Source organism: Nocardioides sp. LML1-1-1.1, assembly GCF_040676175.1.
Classification (GTDB): domain Bacteria; phylum Actinomycetota; class Actinomycetes; order Propionibacteriales; family Nocardioidaceae; genus Nocardioides.
This window is the reverse complement of record NZ_JBEGHK010000002.1, coordinates 115,897-130,848: the sequence shown is the minus strand read 5'-3', so window position 1 is coordinate 130,848 and position 14,952 is coordinate 115,897. Positions and strand designations below refer to the sequence as shown.

Sequence of the window (14,952 nt, the reverse complement as noted above, 5' to 3'; positions counted from 1 at the left end):
CCTATGGAATCCTGGCGCGATGACGCCTCCAGAGCACGGCCTGTTCGGCCGCGTCGCCGGTGCGGTCACCGGCCGGGTGGTCGACGTGGTGCCGATCGAGGACATCCTCGACCAGATCGACGTCAACGCGCTGCTCGACCGGGTCGACGTGGACCACCTGCTCGAGCGGGTGGACGTCAACCGGCTCCTCGACCGGGTCGACGTCGACCGGCTGCTGGCCCGCGCCGACGTCGAGACGCTGGTGCAGCGCGCCGGCATCCCGGACATCGTCGCCGACACCACCGGCGACCTCGCCGGGCGCACCCTCGACGTCGCCCGGCGTCAGGTCGTCGGTCTCGACGCGGTCGTCGGTGGGATCGTCGACCGGCTGCTGCGACGCTCCGGACCGGGACCCGCGGGCCCGGCCGCGCTGGTGGGGGAGCCGTGAGCCGCGCCTCGGTCACCGGTCGGTACGCCGGCCCGGTGAGCCGCGCGCTGGCCGCGGCGATCGACGTCGGCGTGGTGCTGGCGTCGTACTCGGTCGGGGTGGGGATCCTCGGCTTCCTCAGCCGGGCCCTGCTCGACGTGTCGCTGGAGGAGGGCACCGGCGTCGTCGCGACCCTCGCCCTGCTCGCGTGGGGCGCCGTCTACCTCGCGGCGGGCACCGCGGTGGCCGGGCGCACCATCGGCAAGGCGGTGGTCGGGCTCAAGGTCGTCTCCCGCGACGGCCGGCCGGTGCGGCCGCGGGCGTGCCTGGTCCGGGTGCTGGTGCTGCCGCTGAGCACCTCCTTCTTCGCGATCGGGCTGCTGCTGATCGTGCTGCGCCGCGACCACCGGGCGCTGCACGACCTCCTGGCGCGGACCGCGGTCGTCTACGACTGGGGGGACCGTCCCGCGCAGCTGCCGGGGCCCCTGGCGGCCTACCTCCGGGCGCACGACGCCGGCTGACGTCCGCCGGGGACGTAGACTTCAACAGGCTGTTGATATTCCTGTGGAAGAAGGAGCCCTGATGAGCGTGCAGCACCCCGTCGTGGTCGTCGGCGCCGGCCTGGCCGGCCTCGCCTGTGCCCGCACCCTCGCCGCCGAGGGCCGCGAGGTGGTGCTCCTGGAGGCCGCGGACGCCGTCGGCGGCCGGGTCCGCACCGACGTCGTCGACGGCTTCGTCGTCGACCGGGGCTTCCAGGTCCTCAACACGGCCTACCCCGCGCTGCGCCGGGCCGTCGACCTCGACGCGCTCGACCTGCGCCCGCTGCCGCGTGGGGTACGGGTGCGGCGCGGGGGAGTCGTGCACGAGGTCCCGCACCCGCTCGCGGGCCCGACGGCACCCTGGCGGGCGCTCACCTCGGGCGCGACCGGGCTGCGCGGCAAGGCGGCCGTCGCGTCGTACGCCGGGCGGGTGGTGGTGTCCTCGGCCGACGCGCTCAAGCGCCGTCCGGACCTGCCGGCCGTCGAGGTGTGGCGCGAGGCGGTGGGCGCGGACGTGGCCCGCGACGTGCTCGTGCCCTTCTTCTCCGGGGTGGTCCTGGAGCGGGAGGTGACGACCTCGCGGGTGTTCACCGACCTGATGATGAGGTGCTTCGCCCGGGGCTCCTCGGCCGTGCCCGCGCGCGGCATGCAGCGGCTGCCCGAGGCGATCGCCGCCGGCCTGCCGCGCGGCGTGCTGCGCCTGGAGGCGCCGGTGGCCGGGGTGGCGGCGGACGGGGTGGTGCTGGCCGACGGCACCGACCTGCCGGCCGCCGCGGTCGTGGTCGCGGCCGACCCGCGCGCCGCCCACCGGCTGGTCCCCGCGCTGGGCGAGCCGCCGGCGCTGCGCGGCGTGCGCACCCACTACTTCGCGACGCCGCCGTGGCGCGGGCAGAGCGGCACCCTCGCCGTGGACGCCGACGGCTCGGCGGTGGTGACCTCGGTGGTGCTGACCGCCTCCGCCCCCGAGTACGCCGCCGACGGGCGCTCGCTCGTCGCGACCTCGGTGCTGGGCGACCTCCCGCCCGCCGAGGTGGCGCGGGTGGCCCGGGAGCTGCACGAGGCGCCGGAGGCGGACTGGGAGCCGGTGGCGGTGCGGGACGTGCCGGCGGCGCTGCCGGCGATGACCGCGCCGCACGACCTCCTGCCCCCGTTGCGGGCCGGCGGGGTGCTGGTCGCCGGCGACCACCGGGCGACCAGCTCGATCCAGGGTGCGCTGGCGTCGGGGCGCCGGGCGGCCCGGGCGGTGCTCGCGGGCTAGCGGCCGCTCAGGAGCCCAGCCGGTCGACGTAGGCGACGACGCGGTTGAAGAGCGCGGTCACCCCGGACGGGGTGGTCGTGCGGGGCGCGGGCGCCTCGGCGAGCTCGTAGAGCAGCGGGCGTGCGGCGAGCACGCCGGCGGACTCCGCGACCGCCGCCGAGACCCGCGCGGCGTCGCGCACCGCGACCGGGTCGACGGTCCACAGTGCCTCGAAGACGCGCTGGCGGTCGGGGACCTCGCTCTGGCCCGGGATCTCCCAGGCGGTCAGGCAGGCGACGCTGTCGGGGGCGTCGCACACGACGGCCCACTCCCGGCGCATCGGGGCGTCCTCGGCGAGGGTCGCGCGGACCGGGCCGTGGGCCTCGTCGGCGGTGGCGGGCCAGTGATCGGCGAAGACGATCGCGGAGCGGGCCACCCGGCTCAGCTCGGTCCACCGCGGCGCGGAGGGCCGGTAGAACTCCGCGCGCTGGAAGGCGCCGAAGAGGACCGGACGGTCGGCGACGGCGCAGCACTCGTCCTCGATCGCCCAGGACAGCGCGACGAGCGTGGACTTGCGCAGCCGGTGGGTCGCCAGCGTGGGATGGCGGCGACGCAGCTCGGCGAAGATCGACGGGCTCGCCGGCGCCCGGGTGGCGGCCGCCTCGGCGATGGCGACCTCGAGCCGGATGCCGGCGTCGCGGCGGCGCGCCACCTGGCGCACCAGCTCGACGTCGGCGTCGGTGTAGCGCCGGTGCCCGCTCGGCAGCCGCTCGGGGACCGGGAAGCCGTGCCGGGTCTCCCACATCCGCAGCACGGCGGTGCTCACGCCGGTGCGGTGGGCGAGGTCGCCGATGGTCAGCTCGGCCGCGCTCTGCTCGGGGGCTTGCGCCGGGGCCTCGGGATGGTCCATGCTCCCAGTGTAAATCTAAACAAGGTGTTGAACTAGCCTGTTGAAGAATTCGAGCCAAGGGAGCCCCAGATGAGCACGATGACGGATGCAGGCGTGCTGGTCGGTCTCCTGCGCCGAGCAGCGGACGGCGACGTCGAGGCGTTCGCCGACTTCTACGACGCCACCTGCGGGCCGGTCTACCGGCTGGCCCGGGGGCTCACGGGCGCGGCCGAGCCGGCGGAGCACCTGTGCCGGATCGGCTACCTGCGCGCCTGGCGCCACGCGGCGTCGTACGACGAGACGGCGTGCTCACCGCTGGTGTGGCTGCTCCTGCTGACCCGCTCGGTCAGCCAGGAGCTGGCGGCCGCGGCCTGAGCCGTCAGGCCCGGTCGAGGACCTCGCGCACCCCGCCGACCGCGAAGGCGTTCCAGCGCGGGACCCCCCGCAGCAGGTAGTGCCCGAGCCGGCCCATGTCGGTGAACTCCGCGTCGGCGACCTCCGCCGCGCGCTCGACGTAGCGCCGGGTCGCCCGGGCCGAGGTGATCTTGTCGCGGCGCCCGTGCGCGGCCCGCAGCAGCTTGCCCTTCAACGGCTCGACCGGCTCGTCGGCCGGCAGCCACGGCGCGAGCGCGACGACCCCGACGACGCCCGGCTCGTCGGCGACCGCGACGCCGGTCCGGGCGCCCATCGAGTGCCCGACCAGCACGAACGGCAGGTCGTGCTCGCGGCGCAGCGTGTCGAGCGCCCAGCGCGCGTCGGGGACGGGCGAGGGCTCGCGGCCCGGGGTGGCGTTCCAGCCGCGGACGGCGTACCGGATCACCGCGACGCCGACGCCGTCGGCGCCCAGCTCGTCGTGGAGGTGGCGGCCCAGCGCGCGGGCCCGGCGCCAGGACAGGCTGCGCCCGTCGATGGCGGAGGTGCCGTGCTCGGCGCCGCCGTGCAGCACCAGCGCGATCGCCCGCGGCTCCGCGGGGAGCCAGGTGTCGGTCAGGGACGGTTCAGTCACGGTGCCTCCGCAGCAGCTGGTAGGCCTCCAGCGCCTCCGCGCGCTGCGTGGCGTGGTCGACCAGGGGTTCCGGGTAGCCATTCGGAGCGCCCGCCCGCCACGGATGGTGCACGTCGGGCTTCGCCAGGCCGGCGAGCTCGGGCACCCAGCGCCGGATGTAGTCGCCGTCGGGGTCGAACTTCGCACCCTGGGTGATCGGGTTGAAGATCCGGAAGTACGGCGCCGCGTCGGTCCCGCAGCCCGCCACCCACTGCCAGTTGTGCTGGTTGCTCGCCAGGTCGCCGTCGACGAGGTGGGTCATGAAGTGCCGGGCACCGTGCTGCCACTCGACCCCGAGGTCCTTGACCAGGAACGAGGCCACGATCATCCGCACCCGGTTGTGGATCCAGCCCTCACCGAGCAGCTGCCGCATGCCCGCGTCCACGATCGGGAAGCCGGTCCGGCCGCTCGCCCACGCCTCCAGCCGCCGGTCCCGCTCCTTGCCGGTGACGTAGGGCAGCTCGCGCAGCTCGGGGCGGAAGTAGTCGCGCGCCGAGTCCGGCCACGCGTGCAGCACGTGCGCGTAGAACTCCCGCCACGCCAGCTCGCGCCGGTAGGTCGCCTGGTGGGGGTTGCGGGCGTCGAGGCCGGCGAGCAGCGTGCGCGGATGGATCGCGCCCCAGCGCAGGTACGTCGACATCCGCGAGGTCTCGTCCAGGTCCGGCCGGTCCCGGACGTCGTCGTACGGCGTGCCGCGCCACTGCTCCCAGGCCGCGAGCGCGGCGGCCTCGCCCGCCTCGGGCAGCTCGACGTCGCCGATGCCGGGCTCGTCCGGCAGGTCCTCGCTCTCGGCGCCGGCCCACTCGACGGCGCCGGGGTCGGAGTCCGCGGGCTTGCGCCACCCGTGCTCGGCCCAGGCCCGCGCGAACGGGGTGTAGACCTTGTACGGGTCACCGGTCTTGGTGTGCAGGCGGCCGGGCGCCACGGCGTAGGGCGACCCGGTGCGCACCAGCGGCACGTCCAGGGCCTGCGCCACCCGCTCGTCGCGGGCGGCGCCGTACGGCGCGAAGTCGGCGCTCACGTGCACCGCGCCCGCGCCGGCCTCCTCGACCAGGGCCGGCACCACGTCCTCGGGCCGTCCCCGTCGCACGACGAGGCCGGGGCCGTGCGCACGCAGGTCGGCGTCCAGCGCCTTCAGCGAGCGGAGCAGGAAGGCCGTGCGCGGCGCGCCGGAGGGGCTGAGCAGGGCGTCGTCGAGGACGAAGAGCGGCAGGACCGGGCCCTCGGCCGCGGCGGCGGCGAGCGCGGGGTGGTCGCCGAGCCGGAGGTCCCGGCGGAACCAGAGGATGCTCGGGGTCACCTCCTCATGCTGGCAGACGGGCGGTGGGAGGCCTCGCGTTACGGTGTGGCCATGCGGGCTCCCGAGTACTCCGACGACCGGCTCGCGGCGGACCTCGCCGCGGCGGCGGCCGAGCTGGGTGAGCCCCTCACCGCCGCGTCGTACGACGGCTGGCAGCGCGCCCACGACGCGGCCTCTCCGGCGCTGCTGATCCGGCGGTTCGGGTCGTGGAACCAGGCCTGCGCGCGGGCCGGGGTGGCGACCAACAAGACCCGGTCGACGACCCGGCGGTGGAGCGACGAGGACGTGGTGGCGATCGTGGCGGCGTACCTGGCGGCACCGGGGAGCACGGGCAGCTTCGCCGACTACACCGCGTGGGCCCGGGACCGGCCGGACACCCCGAGCGGGGCGACGCTCCGACAGCGGTTTCCCTGGGCCGAGGTCAAGGAGCGGGCGCGGAGGAGCGGTCCGGGGGCGGATGCGCGACAATGACAGCATGACTGTCATTCCCGCGGACCGCCTGGCCGCGCTCGAGCCCGCCTGCGCCCTCGACGACGCCCTGGCCCTCTTCGACGGCCTGCCGGCGGTGCGGGCCGAGGAGGTCACCGGCCGCTGGCACGGACGGGAGCTCGCGACCGGGCACCCGATGGACGGGCTGCTGGAGGCCTCGGGCTGGTACGGCAAGCAGTTCGACTCCGTCGACGAGGTGCACCCGCTGCTGTTCCGCACGCCGCGCGGCACGATCGTCTCGGTGGACCCTCGGCGGATCCCGTTCGGGATCGTCGACAAGATCCCCGAGGGGGTCGTGGCCCGCGGGCGTGCGGTGATGGGCGCGGCGCTCCCGGCGCTGCGGACGAAGAAGCCCCGCGCCCGGCTGCGCAACGTGGAGTACCGCGGTGTCGTGACCGCCGGGATGAGCTACGACCACCTGCCGATCATCGACCTGTTCCGGCGGGTCGACGAGCGCACCCTGCTGGGCTGCATGGACCTCCGTGGCGCGCCGCCGTACTTCTTCGTGCTGGAGCGCGCCTGAGCGGTGCTCAGGCCGGGGGATAGGGCGCGCCCTTGAGCAGGCGCGCCAGGTGCGCGGCGTTGCTCGCGAGCGTCTTGGTGGTGCCGGCGGTCTTCTCCGGCTCCGGGTCGAGGTCCTGGTAGTCGGTGCCCTGCATCGCCTCGCCGACCCAGTAGGTGACGCCGTTCGCGGGGATCGTGAACCCGACGTCGCTCAGCGCCTGGTAGACCTCGGCGCTCACGTGGTGCGCGCCGTCCTCGTTGCCGACGACCGCGACGGCGCCGACCTTGCCCGAGGTGAGCATCCGGCCCTCGTCGTCGGTCTCCCCGAGCTCGGCGTCCAGCCGCTCCAGCACCAGCTTGCACACCGAGGCGGGCTGGCCCATCCAGATCGGCGTGGAGATCACCAGGATGTCGGCGTCCAGCATCTTCTGCCGCAGCGCCGGCCAGGCGTCCCCGTCGCCCTCGTCGGTGCTCACCCCGAAGGCCACCGGGTGGTCGACCACCCGCACCACCTCGCCGTCGACGTCGTGCTCACGCAGCGCCGCGAGCAGCCGCGTGCCGATCAGCTCGGAGCTCGACTCCGCGGGCGACTTCTTCAGGCTGCAGCTCAGCACCAGGGCGCGCAGGGATCCGGTCGTCTCGTTGTCCACCATGTCTCGCGCGGTACCCCCGGCGCCCGCCCCCAGCCGGGCCCCTATCCCCGCCATATAGCCCGGCGGGGGCCCCGGAACTGTCCGATCGGTCATGGCCGCGGGCGGCCGCCGCTGCCTACGCTCCCTGAGGACGGGTGTTCTCGGCAGCGGTGGTCAGCGGGGGGATGGAGCGATGGCCTACACACCTCGGGCATGGACGGGTACGGCGGTCCCGAACACCCTGCTCTGGCACTACCTGCGCCGCTTCACCGCCGGCTACACCCCGGCGCTGAACCAGCAGGTCAACGCCGCCGGTGGTTTCACCCGGTGGTTCGAGCGGCAGCTGTCGTCGTACTACAGCGACGCCTGGTACTCCGCCACCTCGGCCTGGTGGCCTTCGATCAACGCCTCCTGGGCCACGCTGTGGCAGCGCGACCAGGACGGGATCGAGCAGCTCGGGATGGCGGACGCCAACTACGAGCGCTGGGCGCTGGTACGACGGGTCGGCTCGCAGCGGCAGGTGCTGGAGTCCGTGGCCGAGCTGTGGGAGCACCACTTCCACGTCCCGGCCAGCGGCGAGGTCGGTCCCTTCCGCACGGCGTACGGCAAGACGATCCGGAACAACGCGCTGGGCCGCTTCGAGGACCTGCTCAAGGCGGCGGTCCTGCACCCGGCGATGGCGGTCTACCTCGGCAACGCGAACTCCTCCAAGAGCGCTCCGAACGAGAACCTCGGCCGTGAGCTGCTGGAGCTGCACACCGTCGGGCGCGGTGCCTACACCGAGGCGGACGTGAAGGCCTCGGCCCGGATCCTCACCGGCTACCGGTGCGACTCCTGGCGGACCTGGGGCTTCTCCTACGAGCCGGACCGGCACTGGACCGGGCCGGTGAAGGTGATGGGCTTCAGCCACGCCAACAGCGCGCCGGACGGCCGGCCGGTGGTCGCGGCGTACCTGAAGTACCTGGCCCACCACCCGCTGACCGCGCGCCGGGTGGCGCTCAAGCTCGCCCGCCGCTACGTCTCCGACGACCCGCCGGCGGCACTGATCAACCGGCTGGCGGCGGTCTACCTCGCCAACGACACCCAGATCAAGCCGGTGCTGCGCTACCTGATGGCGTCGGTGGAGATGCGCTCGTCGTACGGCATCGGGACGAAGGTGCGCACGCCCACCGACGACGTGGTGGCGACCTGGCGTGCCCTCGGCACGCAGCTCACGGCGAAGCCGGCGAACAGCGACGCGCCCGCCGGCGCCAACGCGATCCTGTGGCAGAGCGAGGGCGTCGGCCTGCGGCCGTTCTCCTGGCAGCCACCCGACGGCCGGCCGGACACGGCCGCGGCCTGGTCCGGCGCGTCGCGCTTCCTGAACTCCCTCGACACCCACTACACGATGTCGGGCGGCTGGTGGCCCACCGTCGGCGTGAAGTACCGGACCGCGGCGTCGTGGCTGCCCGCCACCCGGATCCGCTTCGACCAGCTCGTCGACCACCTGGCGCGCACCCTGCACGGCCGGGCGTCCACCGCGGTGCTGCTGCAGGCGGCCTGCGAGGCGACCGGGCTGGCGCCGGCGACGATGATCACCGCGACCCACGACCTGGTCCGCTGGGAGATGCCGCGGCTGCTCACGGTCTTCCTCGACTGCCCGACCCACATGACGAGGTGAGTGCGATGGAACCCTGCGGATGCCCCGAGCTCGTCGGCCTCTCGCGACGCGGACTGCTTCGCGGCGCGCTGGCGGCCGGGGCCGGGATCAGCGCGACCGCGGCCTTCGGGACCGCCTTCGTCGAGACGTCGTACGCCGCCACCCGCTCCGCTCCGCGCGTGCTCGTCGTGCTCTCGATGCGCGGTGCCGCCGACGGGATGAGCATCGTGGTCCCGCACGGCGACCCGGTCTACTACGCGGCGCGGCCGCAGATCGCGGTCCCCGCGGCCCAGCTGCTCGCCAAGGACGGCTTCTTCGGCCTCCACCCGCACCTCGCGCCGCTGCTGCCGCTGTGGAACGCCGGCAAGATGGCCGCGGTGCACGCGACCGGGCTGCCGGCGCCCAACCGCTCGCACTTCTCCGCCATGGAGGAGGTCGAGGACGCCGCGCCCGGCTCGACCACCCGCACCGGCTGGCTCAACCGGCTGATCGGGCGTGACACCTACGCCAGCCCGCTGCAGGCCCTCCAGATCGGTACGGCGATGCCGCCGACCTCGCTCAGCGGCCCGCAGCGGACGATCGCCATCGAGGGCATCGACGACATGCGCCTGTCGGGCGTCGACGAGTGGGACACCAACGGCCGGCGCACTCGGTCGATGACGACCACCTGGGCGAGCGCGCCGGGCGCCCTCGGGGCCTCGGCGCGGGCGACGATGGCGGCCATCCAGGACTTCGCGCCGGTGAAGGCGACGGCGGAGACGCCGGCCAACGGGGCGTCGTACCCGGGCGGGGACTTCGGCCGCGCCATGCGGGCGGTCGCGCGGACCATCCGGGGCGACGTCGGCGCGGAGGTGATCACCGTCGACTTCGGCTCGTGGGACCACCACGTCGACCTCGGCACCCTGGAGTGGGGCGCGATGGAGCGGATGACGACCGAGCTGGCGAAGGTGCTCAGCGCCTTCTTCACCGACCTCGGCGGGCTGGGGGAGAAGGTCACCGTGGTGGCCTTCTCGGAGTTCGGCCGGCGCACGAAGCAGAACTCCAGCTACGGACTCGACCACGGCTGGGGCAACGTGATGCTGCTGCTCGGCGCGGGCGTCAAGGGCGGCTACCACGGCACCTGGCCGGGGCTGGCCGACGACGACGACGGTGACCTCAAGGTCACCACGGACTACCGCAGCGTGCTGTCGGAGGTCGTGACGAAGCGGCTCGGTGCGTCCTCGGCGACGGTGTTCCCGGGCTTCACGCCGGAGCCCGTCGGCGCGCTGCTCTAGAGCCCGACCAGCAGGAGCGCGACCGCGACCAGCGGCAGGGTCAGCTGGGTGAGCGCGGCGCGCGCCTTGTCGGGCGAGGAGAGCAGCAGCACCAGGCCCGCCGCCACCATCGAGCCGGCGCCGGTGAGCACCAACGTCGTCCCGACCGTCTCTTCGTCGGTGAGGTGCGCACCGACCCCGGCGAGGACGACGATCGCGAGGAAGAGGTTGTAGAAGCCCTGGTTGAACGCCAGCTCCTTGGTCGCCTCCGCCTCCTCGCGGCTGGTGCCGAAGGTCGCCCGGGTGCGCGGGCTGGTCCAGGTGAGCGACTCCATCACCCAGATGTAGACGTGCAGCAGGGCGGCGAGCCCGGCGAGCACGAGTGCGGCGGCGGTCATCGCCCCTCCTCGGTGAGGTACGACGCGAGCCCGGTCGGCTCGCGTCCGGTGAGCCGCTCCACGTGGTCGCTCACCGTGGCCAGCTCGCCCGCCGCGATCGCGGTGTAGGTGGACACCCAGGCGTCGTACTGCCACTGCGGGGCGGGCCAGCGCAGCCGGGAGGCGTAGGCCTCCTCGACGCTCTCGTCGTGGTAGGTCACCGTCCGGCCGGTGTGCGCGGTGAGCAGGGCCGCGACCTCGTCGAAGGAGAGCGCCTCGGGACCCGTCAGGTCGTAGGTGCGGTCCTGGTGCGCGGCGGGGTCGGCGAGGACCGCGACCGCGCTGCGGGCGATGTCGGCGCGGGTGACCGCGGCGACCCGGCCGTCACCGGCCGGCCCGCGGATGACGCCGTCCTCGCCGACCAGGTCGGGCAGGAAGTCGAGGTAGAAGGCGTCGCGCAGGAAGGTGTGCCCCAGCCCGAGCGCCCGGACGTGCTCCTCGGTCGCCCAGTGGTCACGGCCCAGGGTGAACGTGCAGTCCTCGGCCGCGCCCAGGAACGAGGTGTAGACGACGTGCTCGACCCCGGCGTCCGCGGCCGCGTCGAGGAACGTGCGGTGCTGCTGCAGCCGGTCCGCGGCCTCCGCGCCGGAGACCATGAACAGGGTGGTCACGCCCTCCAGGGAGGCCCGGGCCAGCTCCGGGTCGGCGTACGACGTGCGGGTGGTGCTCGCGCCGGCGAGCTCGGGCGCCCGCGCCGGGTCACGGACCAGGAGGCGTTGCTCGATGCCCTGCTCCGAGAGCGCTCGGGCGACCAGTCGCCCGAGCGCTCCCGTGGAGCCGGTGATGCCCAGGACCATGTCAGTCGAGGTCCTTCTCTTTCAGCCAGTCCTCGGCGATCGTCTTGGCGGGCAGCTTCTCGTCGACGCTGCGCGCGTTGAGGGCGATCAGGTCCTCGGAGGTCAGCGCGGCGCTGACCTCGTCGATGACCTTCTCCGCGTCCTCGCTGACGTCGTCGCTGGCGACCGGGACGACGGCCGAGGCCAGGAACAGGCCCTTGGTGTCCTCGAGGGTGACCAGGTCGTTCTTCTTGATCGACGGGTCGGCGGTGTAGATCAGGCCGACCTGGATGTCGCCGTCCTTGAGCGCCTTGACGGTGAGCGGGCCGCCGCTGTCCTCGATCGGGGTGAACTTCACGTCCACGCCGTAGGTCTTCTTCAGGCCCTTCGGGCCGTTGGGCCGGCTCTCCGCCTCGGAGTTGGCGCCGAAGACGATCGGGTCGGTGACCTTGGCGAGGTCCTCGATCGTCTTCAGGCCCCACTTGTCGGCGTACTCCTTCGTGACGACGTAGGAGTCCTGGTCGGTGGCGGGGGACTGCTCCAGCAGCCGCTCGCCCTTGGGCAGCACGTCCTCGAGCGCGGCGTAGACCTCGTCGGGCTTGGTGGCGCTGGCCTTGGAGTCGAGCGCGATGAGCAGCGGGCCGGTGTACTCCGGGAACAGGTCGATCGAGCCGTCCTTGATGTCGGCCAGGTAGACCTCACGCTGGCCGATCCGGAACTGCCGGTCGACCTTGATCTTGTCGGCCTCCAGGGCCTGGGCGTAGATCTCGGCGATGATCTCGTTGGAGTAGTAGTCCTGCGAGCCGATGACGATCGTGTCGCCGTCGCCGCCCCCGGAGGCGAGCGGGTCGGAGTCGCCGCCGCCGCAGGCGCTCAGCGTGAGGGCGCTGGCGGCGGCGAGGGCGAGGCCCAGTCGGATGCGGGTCATGGTCAACCTTTCGACGGTGCGGCCCCGGCGGGGTCGCTGGTCCGGGTGCCGGTGGCACGAGTATGCCCACGGCTGGCGCGCTGGAGGGCTCCCAGCGCGAGATCGAGGAGCAGGGCGAGCGCGGCGACGAGGAGCGCGCCGGCCAGCATCTGCGGGTAGTCGCGGCTCTTGAGGCCCGCGAAGAGGTAGCGGCCCAGCCCCGTGTCGGAGATGTACGCCGCCAGGGTGGCCGTCGCGACGACCTGGAGGGTCGCGGCGCGCAGGCCGCCGATCAGCACGTCGGCGCCGAGCGGGACCTCCACCCGGGTGACGATCTGCCACTCGCTGAGCCCGATCGCGCGGGCCGCGTCGACGGCGCCGGGATCGGCCGCCTCGATGCCGGCGTAGGCACCGGCCAGCAACGAGGGGAAGCCGAGCGCGACCAGGGCGAGCAGCGGCGCCTCCACCCCGATGCCGAGCCACAGGCCGAGCAGGGTCAGCAGGCCGAGCGTCGGCACCGCGCGGACGGCGCCCGCCAGGGCCACCACGACGAGGCGGCCGCGGCCGGTGTGGCCGATCAGGATGCCGAGCGGCACGGCGAGCACCGCGGCGATGCCGACCGCGGCGAAGGTGACCCACAGGTGCTGCAGGAGGCGGGTGTCGATGCCGGCCGGGCCGCCCCAGTGGCTGCCGTCCGCGATCCAGGAGAGGGCGTCGCCGAAGAGGTTCATGCGGCCGCCTTGGTCCGGGTCCGCGCGGAGCGCTGCCAGGGGGTGAGCAGCGCGCCGGCGGTGACCACGAGCAGGTCGAGGACGACGGCGAGCACCATGGTGAGCACGACGCCGGTCAGCACCTCCTCGCGGATGTCGCGCTGGAAGCCGTCGGTCAGCAGGCTGCCGAGGCTGGAGATGCCGACGAGGGCACCGATGGTGACCAGGCTGACCGAGCTGACGGTGACCACCCGGATGCCGGAGACGAGCACGGGCAGCGACAGCGGCAGGTCCACCCGCCAGAAGATCCCGCGGGGGGAGTAGCCCATCGCCTCGGCCGCCTCCCGCACGCGGGTGTCGACGGAGCGGAAGGCGTCGGCGGCCGTGCCGGCGAGCAGGGCGGTGCCGTAGACGGCCAGCGCGATCACGAGGTTGGTCTCGCTGCGCAGCGGGATCGAGAGCAGCACCGGGATGACGATGAGCAGCGGCAGCGCCGGCACGGAGTAGAGCAGGCTGGCGAAGCCGAGCACGACGGTGCCGGCCCGCGGCCAGCGGTAGGCGACCCGGCCGAGCACGACCGCGACGACGACGCTGATCAGGACGGCCGGTACGGCGAGCAGCAGGTGCTGCCACAGCAGCTCGACGACCTGGTCCCGGTTGAGCTCGAGCCAGGTCAACCGAGGACCCCCACCGGCCGGTCGTCGCCGTCGACGACGACCCGCCGGCCACCGTGGTCGACGGTGCGCAGCGTGCGCTCCGCACGGTCGGCGCCGACGAAGTCGCGCACGAAGTCGTCGGCCGGCGCGGCCACGATCTCCTGCGGCGTGCCGACCTGGGCGATGATCCCGCCGGTCTTGAGGATGACCACCTCGTCGCCGAGCTTGAACGCCTCGTCGATGTCGTGGGTGACCAGCACGATCGTCTTGCCGAGCTCGGACTGCAGCGCCACGAGCTGGTCCTGCAGGTCGCGGCGCACGATCGGGTCGACCGCGCCGAAGGGCTCGTCCATGAGCAGCACGTTCGGGTCGGCGGCGAGCGCCCGAGCGACAGCGACCCGCTGCTGCTGGCCGCCGGAGAGCTGGCCGGGGTAGCGCTTGCCGAGGGCGGGGTCGAGGCCGACCTTCTCCAGCAGCTCGCCGGCGGTGGCCCGGGCGGCGGCCTTGGTGACGCCGTTGAGCAGCGGCACGGTGGCCACGTTGTCGAGCACCCGGCGGTGCGGCAGCAGGCCGCCGGCCTGGGGGACGTAGCCGATCGAGCGCCGCAGGGCGACCTTGTCGAGCTCGCGCACGTCGCGTTCGTCGATGAGCACCTCGCCGTGGGTCGGCTCGATCATCCGGTTGACCATCCGCATCAGCGTGGTCTTGCCGGAGCCCGACGTCCCGACCAGGGCCAGGGTGCGGTGCGAGGGCACCGTGCAGGAGAACTCCGCCACCGCGACCGTGCCGTCGGGATAGGTCTTGCTGACGCCTCGGAACTCGATCCCCATGCTCGCCCTCTCGGTGCTGTCCGGGCGGTGCGCCCGTGGGTGGAGACACCCTACGGGTCCGGACGGACAGCGCTCGGTCGGTGAGACGGCGTGCGACACAGGTCCGCGCACGGTGAGAGGCCGGACGAGGAGCCCGGGCCGCTCCCGTATCAGGGCCGGTCCGTCGGTTACCGCGAGGAGGAACCCGAACGAGAGGAGTACGACATGAGCACGATCGAGAAGACCGTCGTCGTGGACGTGCCCGTCCGCACGGCGTACGACCAGTGGACGCAGTTCGAGACCTTCCCGAAGTTCATGGAGGGCGTCGAGCAGGTCAGCCAGCTCGACGCGACCCACCTGCACTGGCGCGCCGACATCGCCGGCGTGCACCGCGAGTGGGACGCCGAGATCGTCGACCAGACGCCGGACGAGCGGATCACCTGGCGCGCGACCGACGGTACGACGAACGCCGGCACCGTCTCCTTCGCACCGGAGGAGGGCGCGCTCGCCACCCGCGTGACGCTGCGGATGGAGTTCGAGCCGGAGGGGATCGTGGAGAAGGTCGGCGACGCGCTGAACATCGTGGACCGGCGCACGGCCGGCGACCTCGACCGCTTCAAGACCTTCATCGAGGCGCGCGGCACCGAGACCGGCGGCTGGCGCGGAGACGTGTCGCCGGGCGAGGCCGGCACGCCCCCGGCCTGATCGTGACGCGGGCCGCCCC

At 73.8% G+C, this 14,952-nt stretch carries 19 protein-coding genes; 9 read left to right on the top strand and 10 right to left on the bottom strand.

What is annotated here, in order from left to right; translation table 11 throughout:
- Window positions 1–19: 19 nt before the first annotated feature.
- From MRBLML1_RS07230 to MRBLML1_RS07220, 3 genes are all read left to right on the top strand, one after another.
- Complete coding sequence (locus MRBLML1_RS07230; protein WP_364513562.1) at window positions 20–427, top strand: hypothetical protein; 408 nt, start codon at window positions 20–22, stop codon at window positions 425–427.
- Window positions 424–927, top strand: coding sequence for an RDD family protein (locus MRBLML1_RS07225; protein ID WP_364513559.1), 504 nt, complete (start codon window positions 424–426; stop codon window positions 925–927). The genes MRBLML1_RS07230 and MRBLML1_RS07225 overlap by 4 nt, the downstream gene beginning before the upstream one ends.
- A 61-nt stretch (window positions 928–988) precedes the next feature.
- Entirely contained in the window at window positions 989–2,203 is a 1,215-nt protein-coding gene (locus MRBLML1_RS07220) for an NAD(P)/FAD-dependent oxidoreductase (RefSeq protein ID WP_364513556.1), read from the top strand.
- Between the two features lie 7 nt (window positions 2,204–2,210).
- On the opposite strand, the gene MRBLML1_RS07215 is transcribed toward MRBLML1_RS07220, so the two are convergent.
- A complete protein-coding gene (locus MRBLML1_RS07215) occupies window positions 2,211–3,092 on the bottom strand; it encodes a DICT sensory domain-containing protein (RefSeq protein WP_364513553.1) in 882 nt (293 codons plus the stop codon).
- A gap of 69 nt (window positions 3,093–3,161) precedes the next feature.
- Between MRBLML1_RS07215 and MRBLML1_RS07210 the strand changes: the two genes are divergently transcribed.
- Window positions 3,162–3,446 carry a sigma factor gene (locus MRBLML1_RS07210; protein WP_364513550.1) on the top strand — a complete coding sequence of 95 codons (285 nt, stop codon included), beginning with the start codon at window positions 3,162–3,164 and terminating at the stop codon, window positions 3,444–3,446.
- Between the two features lie 4 nt (window positions 3,447–3,450).
- Here MRBLML1_RS07210 and MRBLML1_RS07205 read toward each other — a convergent pair whose 3' ends face one another.
- On the bottom strand, window positions 3,451–4,077 hold the full coding sequence (locus MRBLML1_RS07205) for an alpha/beta hydrolase (RefSeq protein WP_364513547.1): 627 nt from the start codon (window positions 4,075–4,077) through the stop codon (window positions 3,451–3,453).
- Window positions 4,070–5,416, bottom strand: a complete 1,347-nt coding sequence (locus MRBLML1_RS07200) for a cryptochrome/photolyase family protein (protein ID WP_364513544.1) — start codon at window positions 5,414–5,416, stop codon at window positions 4,070–4,072. Before MRBLML1_RS07200 ends, MRBLML1_RS07205 begins: the two co-directional genes overlap by 8 nt.
- Window positions 5,417–5,467: 51 nt before the next feature.
- Between MRBLML1_RS07200 and MRBLML1_RS07195 the strand changes: the two genes are divergently transcribed.
- Complete coding sequence (locus MRBLML1_RS07195) at window positions 5,468–5,887, top strand: homing endonuclease associated repeat-containing protein (protein WP_364513541.1); 420 nt, start codon at window positions 5,468–5,470, stop codon at window positions 5,885–5,887.
- 4 nt (window positions 5,888–5,891) lie between these two features.
- The gene (locus tag MRBLML1_RS07190; RefSeq protein ID WP_364513538.1) at window positions 5,892–6,428 is read left to right on the top strand and encodes a DUF4334 domain-containing protein; all 537 of its coding nucleotides are present in this window, start codon (window positions 5,892–5,894) and stop codon (window positions 6,426–6,428) included.
- Window positions 6,429–6,435: 7 nt separating this feature from the next.
- On the opposite strand, the gene MRBLML1_RS07185 is transcribed toward MRBLML1_RS07190, so the two are convergent.
- Window positions 6,436–7,062 (bottom strand): flavodoxin family protein, encoded by a 627-nt coding sequence (locus tag MRBLML1_RS07185; RefSeq protein WP_364513535.1) that lies wholly within the window; start codon window positions 7,060–7,062, stop codon window positions 6,436–6,438.
- A 172-nt stretch (window positions 7,063–7,234) separates the two neighbouring features.
- Here MRBLML1_RS07185 and MRBLML1_RS07180 point away from each other — a divergent pair, with 172 nt between their 5' ends.
- Both MRBLML1_RS07180 and MRBLML1_RS07175 read left to right on the top strand, forming a co-directional pair.
- Window positions 7,235–8,701, top strand: a complete 1,467-nt coding sequence (locus tag MRBLML1_RS07180) for a DUF1800 domain-containing protein (RefSeq protein ID WP_364513532.1) — start codon at window positions 7,235–7,237, stop codon at window positions 8,699–8,701.
- Window positions 8,702–8,706: 5 nt separating this feature from the next.
- Window positions 8,707–9,954 carry a DUF1501 domain-containing protein gene (locus tag MRBLML1_RS07175; protein ID WP_364513529.1) on the top strand — a complete coding sequence of 416 codons (1,248 nt, stop codon included), beginning with the start codon at window positions 8,707–8,709 and terminating at the stop codon, window positions 9,952–9,954.
- Here the strand turns inward: MRBLML1_RS07175 and MRBLML1_RS07170 are convergent.
- Genes MRBLML1_RS07170 through MRBLML1_RS07145 form a run of 6 tightly spaced genes read right to left on the bottom strand, consistent with a single transcriptional unit; the run spans window position 9,951 to window position 14,249 of the window.
- Entirely contained in the window at window positions 9,951–10,331 is a 381-nt protein-coding gene (locus MRBLML1_RS07170; protein ID WP_364513526.1) for a DUF1304 domain-containing protein, read from the bottom strand. The genes MRBLML1_RS07175 and MRBLML1_RS07170 overlap by 4 nt on opposite strands.
- Entirely contained in the window at window positions 10,328–11,167 is an 840-nt protein-coding gene (locus tag MRBLML1_RS07165) for an SDR family oxidoreductase (RefSeq protein WP_364513523.1), read from the bottom strand. The genes MRBLML1_RS07170 and MRBLML1_RS07165 overlap by 4 nt, the downstream gene beginning before the upstream one ends.
- 1 nt (window position 11,168) lies before the next feature.
- On the bottom strand, window positions 11,169–12,074 hold the full coding sequence (locus MRBLML1_RS07160) for an ABC transporter substrate-binding protein (RefSeq protein WP_364513520.1): 906 nt from the start codon (window positions 12,072–12,074) through the stop codon (window positions 11,169–11,171).
- Window positions 12,075–12,076: 2 nt separating this feature from the next.
- On the bottom strand, window positions 12,077–12,784 hold the full coding sequence (locus tag MRBLML1_RS07155) for an ABC transporter permease (RefSeq protein WP_364513517.1): 708 nt from the start codon (window positions 12,782–12,784) through the stop codon (window positions 12,077–12,079).
- Window positions 12,781–13,440, bottom strand: a complete 660-nt coding sequence (locus MRBLML1_RS07150) for an ABC transporter permease (RefSeq protein WP_364513514.1) — start codon at window positions 13,438–13,440, stop codon at window positions 12,781–12,783. The genes MRBLML1_RS07155 and MRBLML1_RS07150 overlap by 4 nt, the downstream gene beginning before the upstream one ends.
- The gene (locus tag MRBLML1_RS07145; protein ID WP_364513511.1) at window positions 13,437–14,249 is read right to left on the bottom strand and encodes an ABC transporter ATP-binding protein; all 813 of its coding nucleotides are present in this window, start codon (window positions 14,247–14,249) and stop codon (window positions 13,437–13,439) included. The genes MRBLML1_RS07150 and MRBLML1_RS07145 overlap by 4 nt, the downstream gene beginning before the upstream one ends.
- A 204-nt stretch (window positions 14,250–14,453) precedes the next feature.
- Between MRBLML1_RS07145 and MRBLML1_RS07140 the strand changes: the two genes are divergently transcribed.
- Window positions 14,454–14,933, top strand: a complete 480-nt coding sequence (locus tag MRBLML1_RS07140; protein WP_364513508.1) for an SRPBCC family protein — start codon at window positions 14,454–14,456, stop codon at window positions 14,931–14,933.
- Window positions 14,934–14,952 lie beyond the last annotated feature (19 nt).

Coding starts and splice junctions, on each gene's coding strand:
- MRBLML1_RS07155 (WP_364513517.1), bottom strand. CDS start 12,784: ATGAACCTCTTCGGCGACGCCCTCTCCTGGATCGCGGACGGCAGCCAC.
- MRBLML1_RS07230 (WP_364513562.1), top strand. CDS start 20: ATGACGCCTCCAGAGCACGGCCTGTTCGGCCGCGTCGCCGGTGCGGTC.
- MRBLML1_RS07215 (WP_364513553.1), bottom strand. CDS start 3,092: ATGGACCATCCCGAGGCCCCGGCGCAAGCCCCCGAGCAGAGCGCGGCC.
- MRBLML1_RS07140 (WP_364513508.1), top strand. CDS start 14,454: ATGAGCACGATCGAGAAGACCGTCGTCGTGGACGTGCCCGTCCGCACG.
- MRBLML1_RS07220 (WP_364513556.1), top strand. CDS start 989: ATGAGCGTGCAGCACCCCGTCGTGGTCGTCGGCGCCGGCCTGGCCGGC.
- MRBLML1_RS07195 (WP_364513541.1), top strand. CDS start 5,468: ATGCGGGCTCCCGAGTACTCCGACGACCGGCTCGCGGCGGACCTCGCC.
- MRBLML1_RS07185 (WP_364513535.1), bottom strand. CDS start 7,062: ATGGTGGACAACGAGACGACCGGATCCCTGCGCGCCCTGGTGCTGAGC.
- MRBLML1_RS07160 (WP_364513520.1), bottom strand. CDS start 12,074: ATGACCCGCATCCGACTGGGCCTCGCCCTCGCCGCCGCCAGCGCCCTC.
- MRBLML1_RS07145 (WP_364513511.1), bottom strand. CDS start 14,249: ATGGGGATCGAGTTCCGAGGCGTCAGCAAGACCTATCCCGACGGCACG.
- MRBLML1_RS07190 (WP_364513538.1), top strand. CDS start 5,892: ATGACTGTCATTCCCGCGGACCGCCTGGCCGCGCTCGAGCCCGCCTGC.
- MRBLML1_RS07180 (WP_364513532.1), top strand. CDS start 7,235: ATGGCCTACACACCTCGGGCATGGACGGGTACGGCGGTCCCGAACACC.
- MRBLML1_RS07210 (WP_364513550.1), top strand. CDS start 3,162: ATGAGCACGATGACGGATGCAGGCGTGCTGGTCGGTCTCCTGCGCCGA.
- MRBLML1_RS07170 (WP_364513526.1), bottom strand. CDS start 10,331: ATGACCGCCGCCGCACTCGTGCTCGCCGGGCTCGCCGCCCTGCTGCAC.
- MRBLML1_RS07175 (WP_364513529.1), top strand. CDS start 8,707: ATGGAACCCTGCGGATGCCCCGAGCTCGTCGGCCTCTCGCGACGCGGA.
- MRBLML1_RS07165 (WP_364513523.1), bottom strand. CDS start 11,167: ATGGTCCTGGGCATCACCGGCTCCACGGGAGCGCTCGGGCGACTGGTC.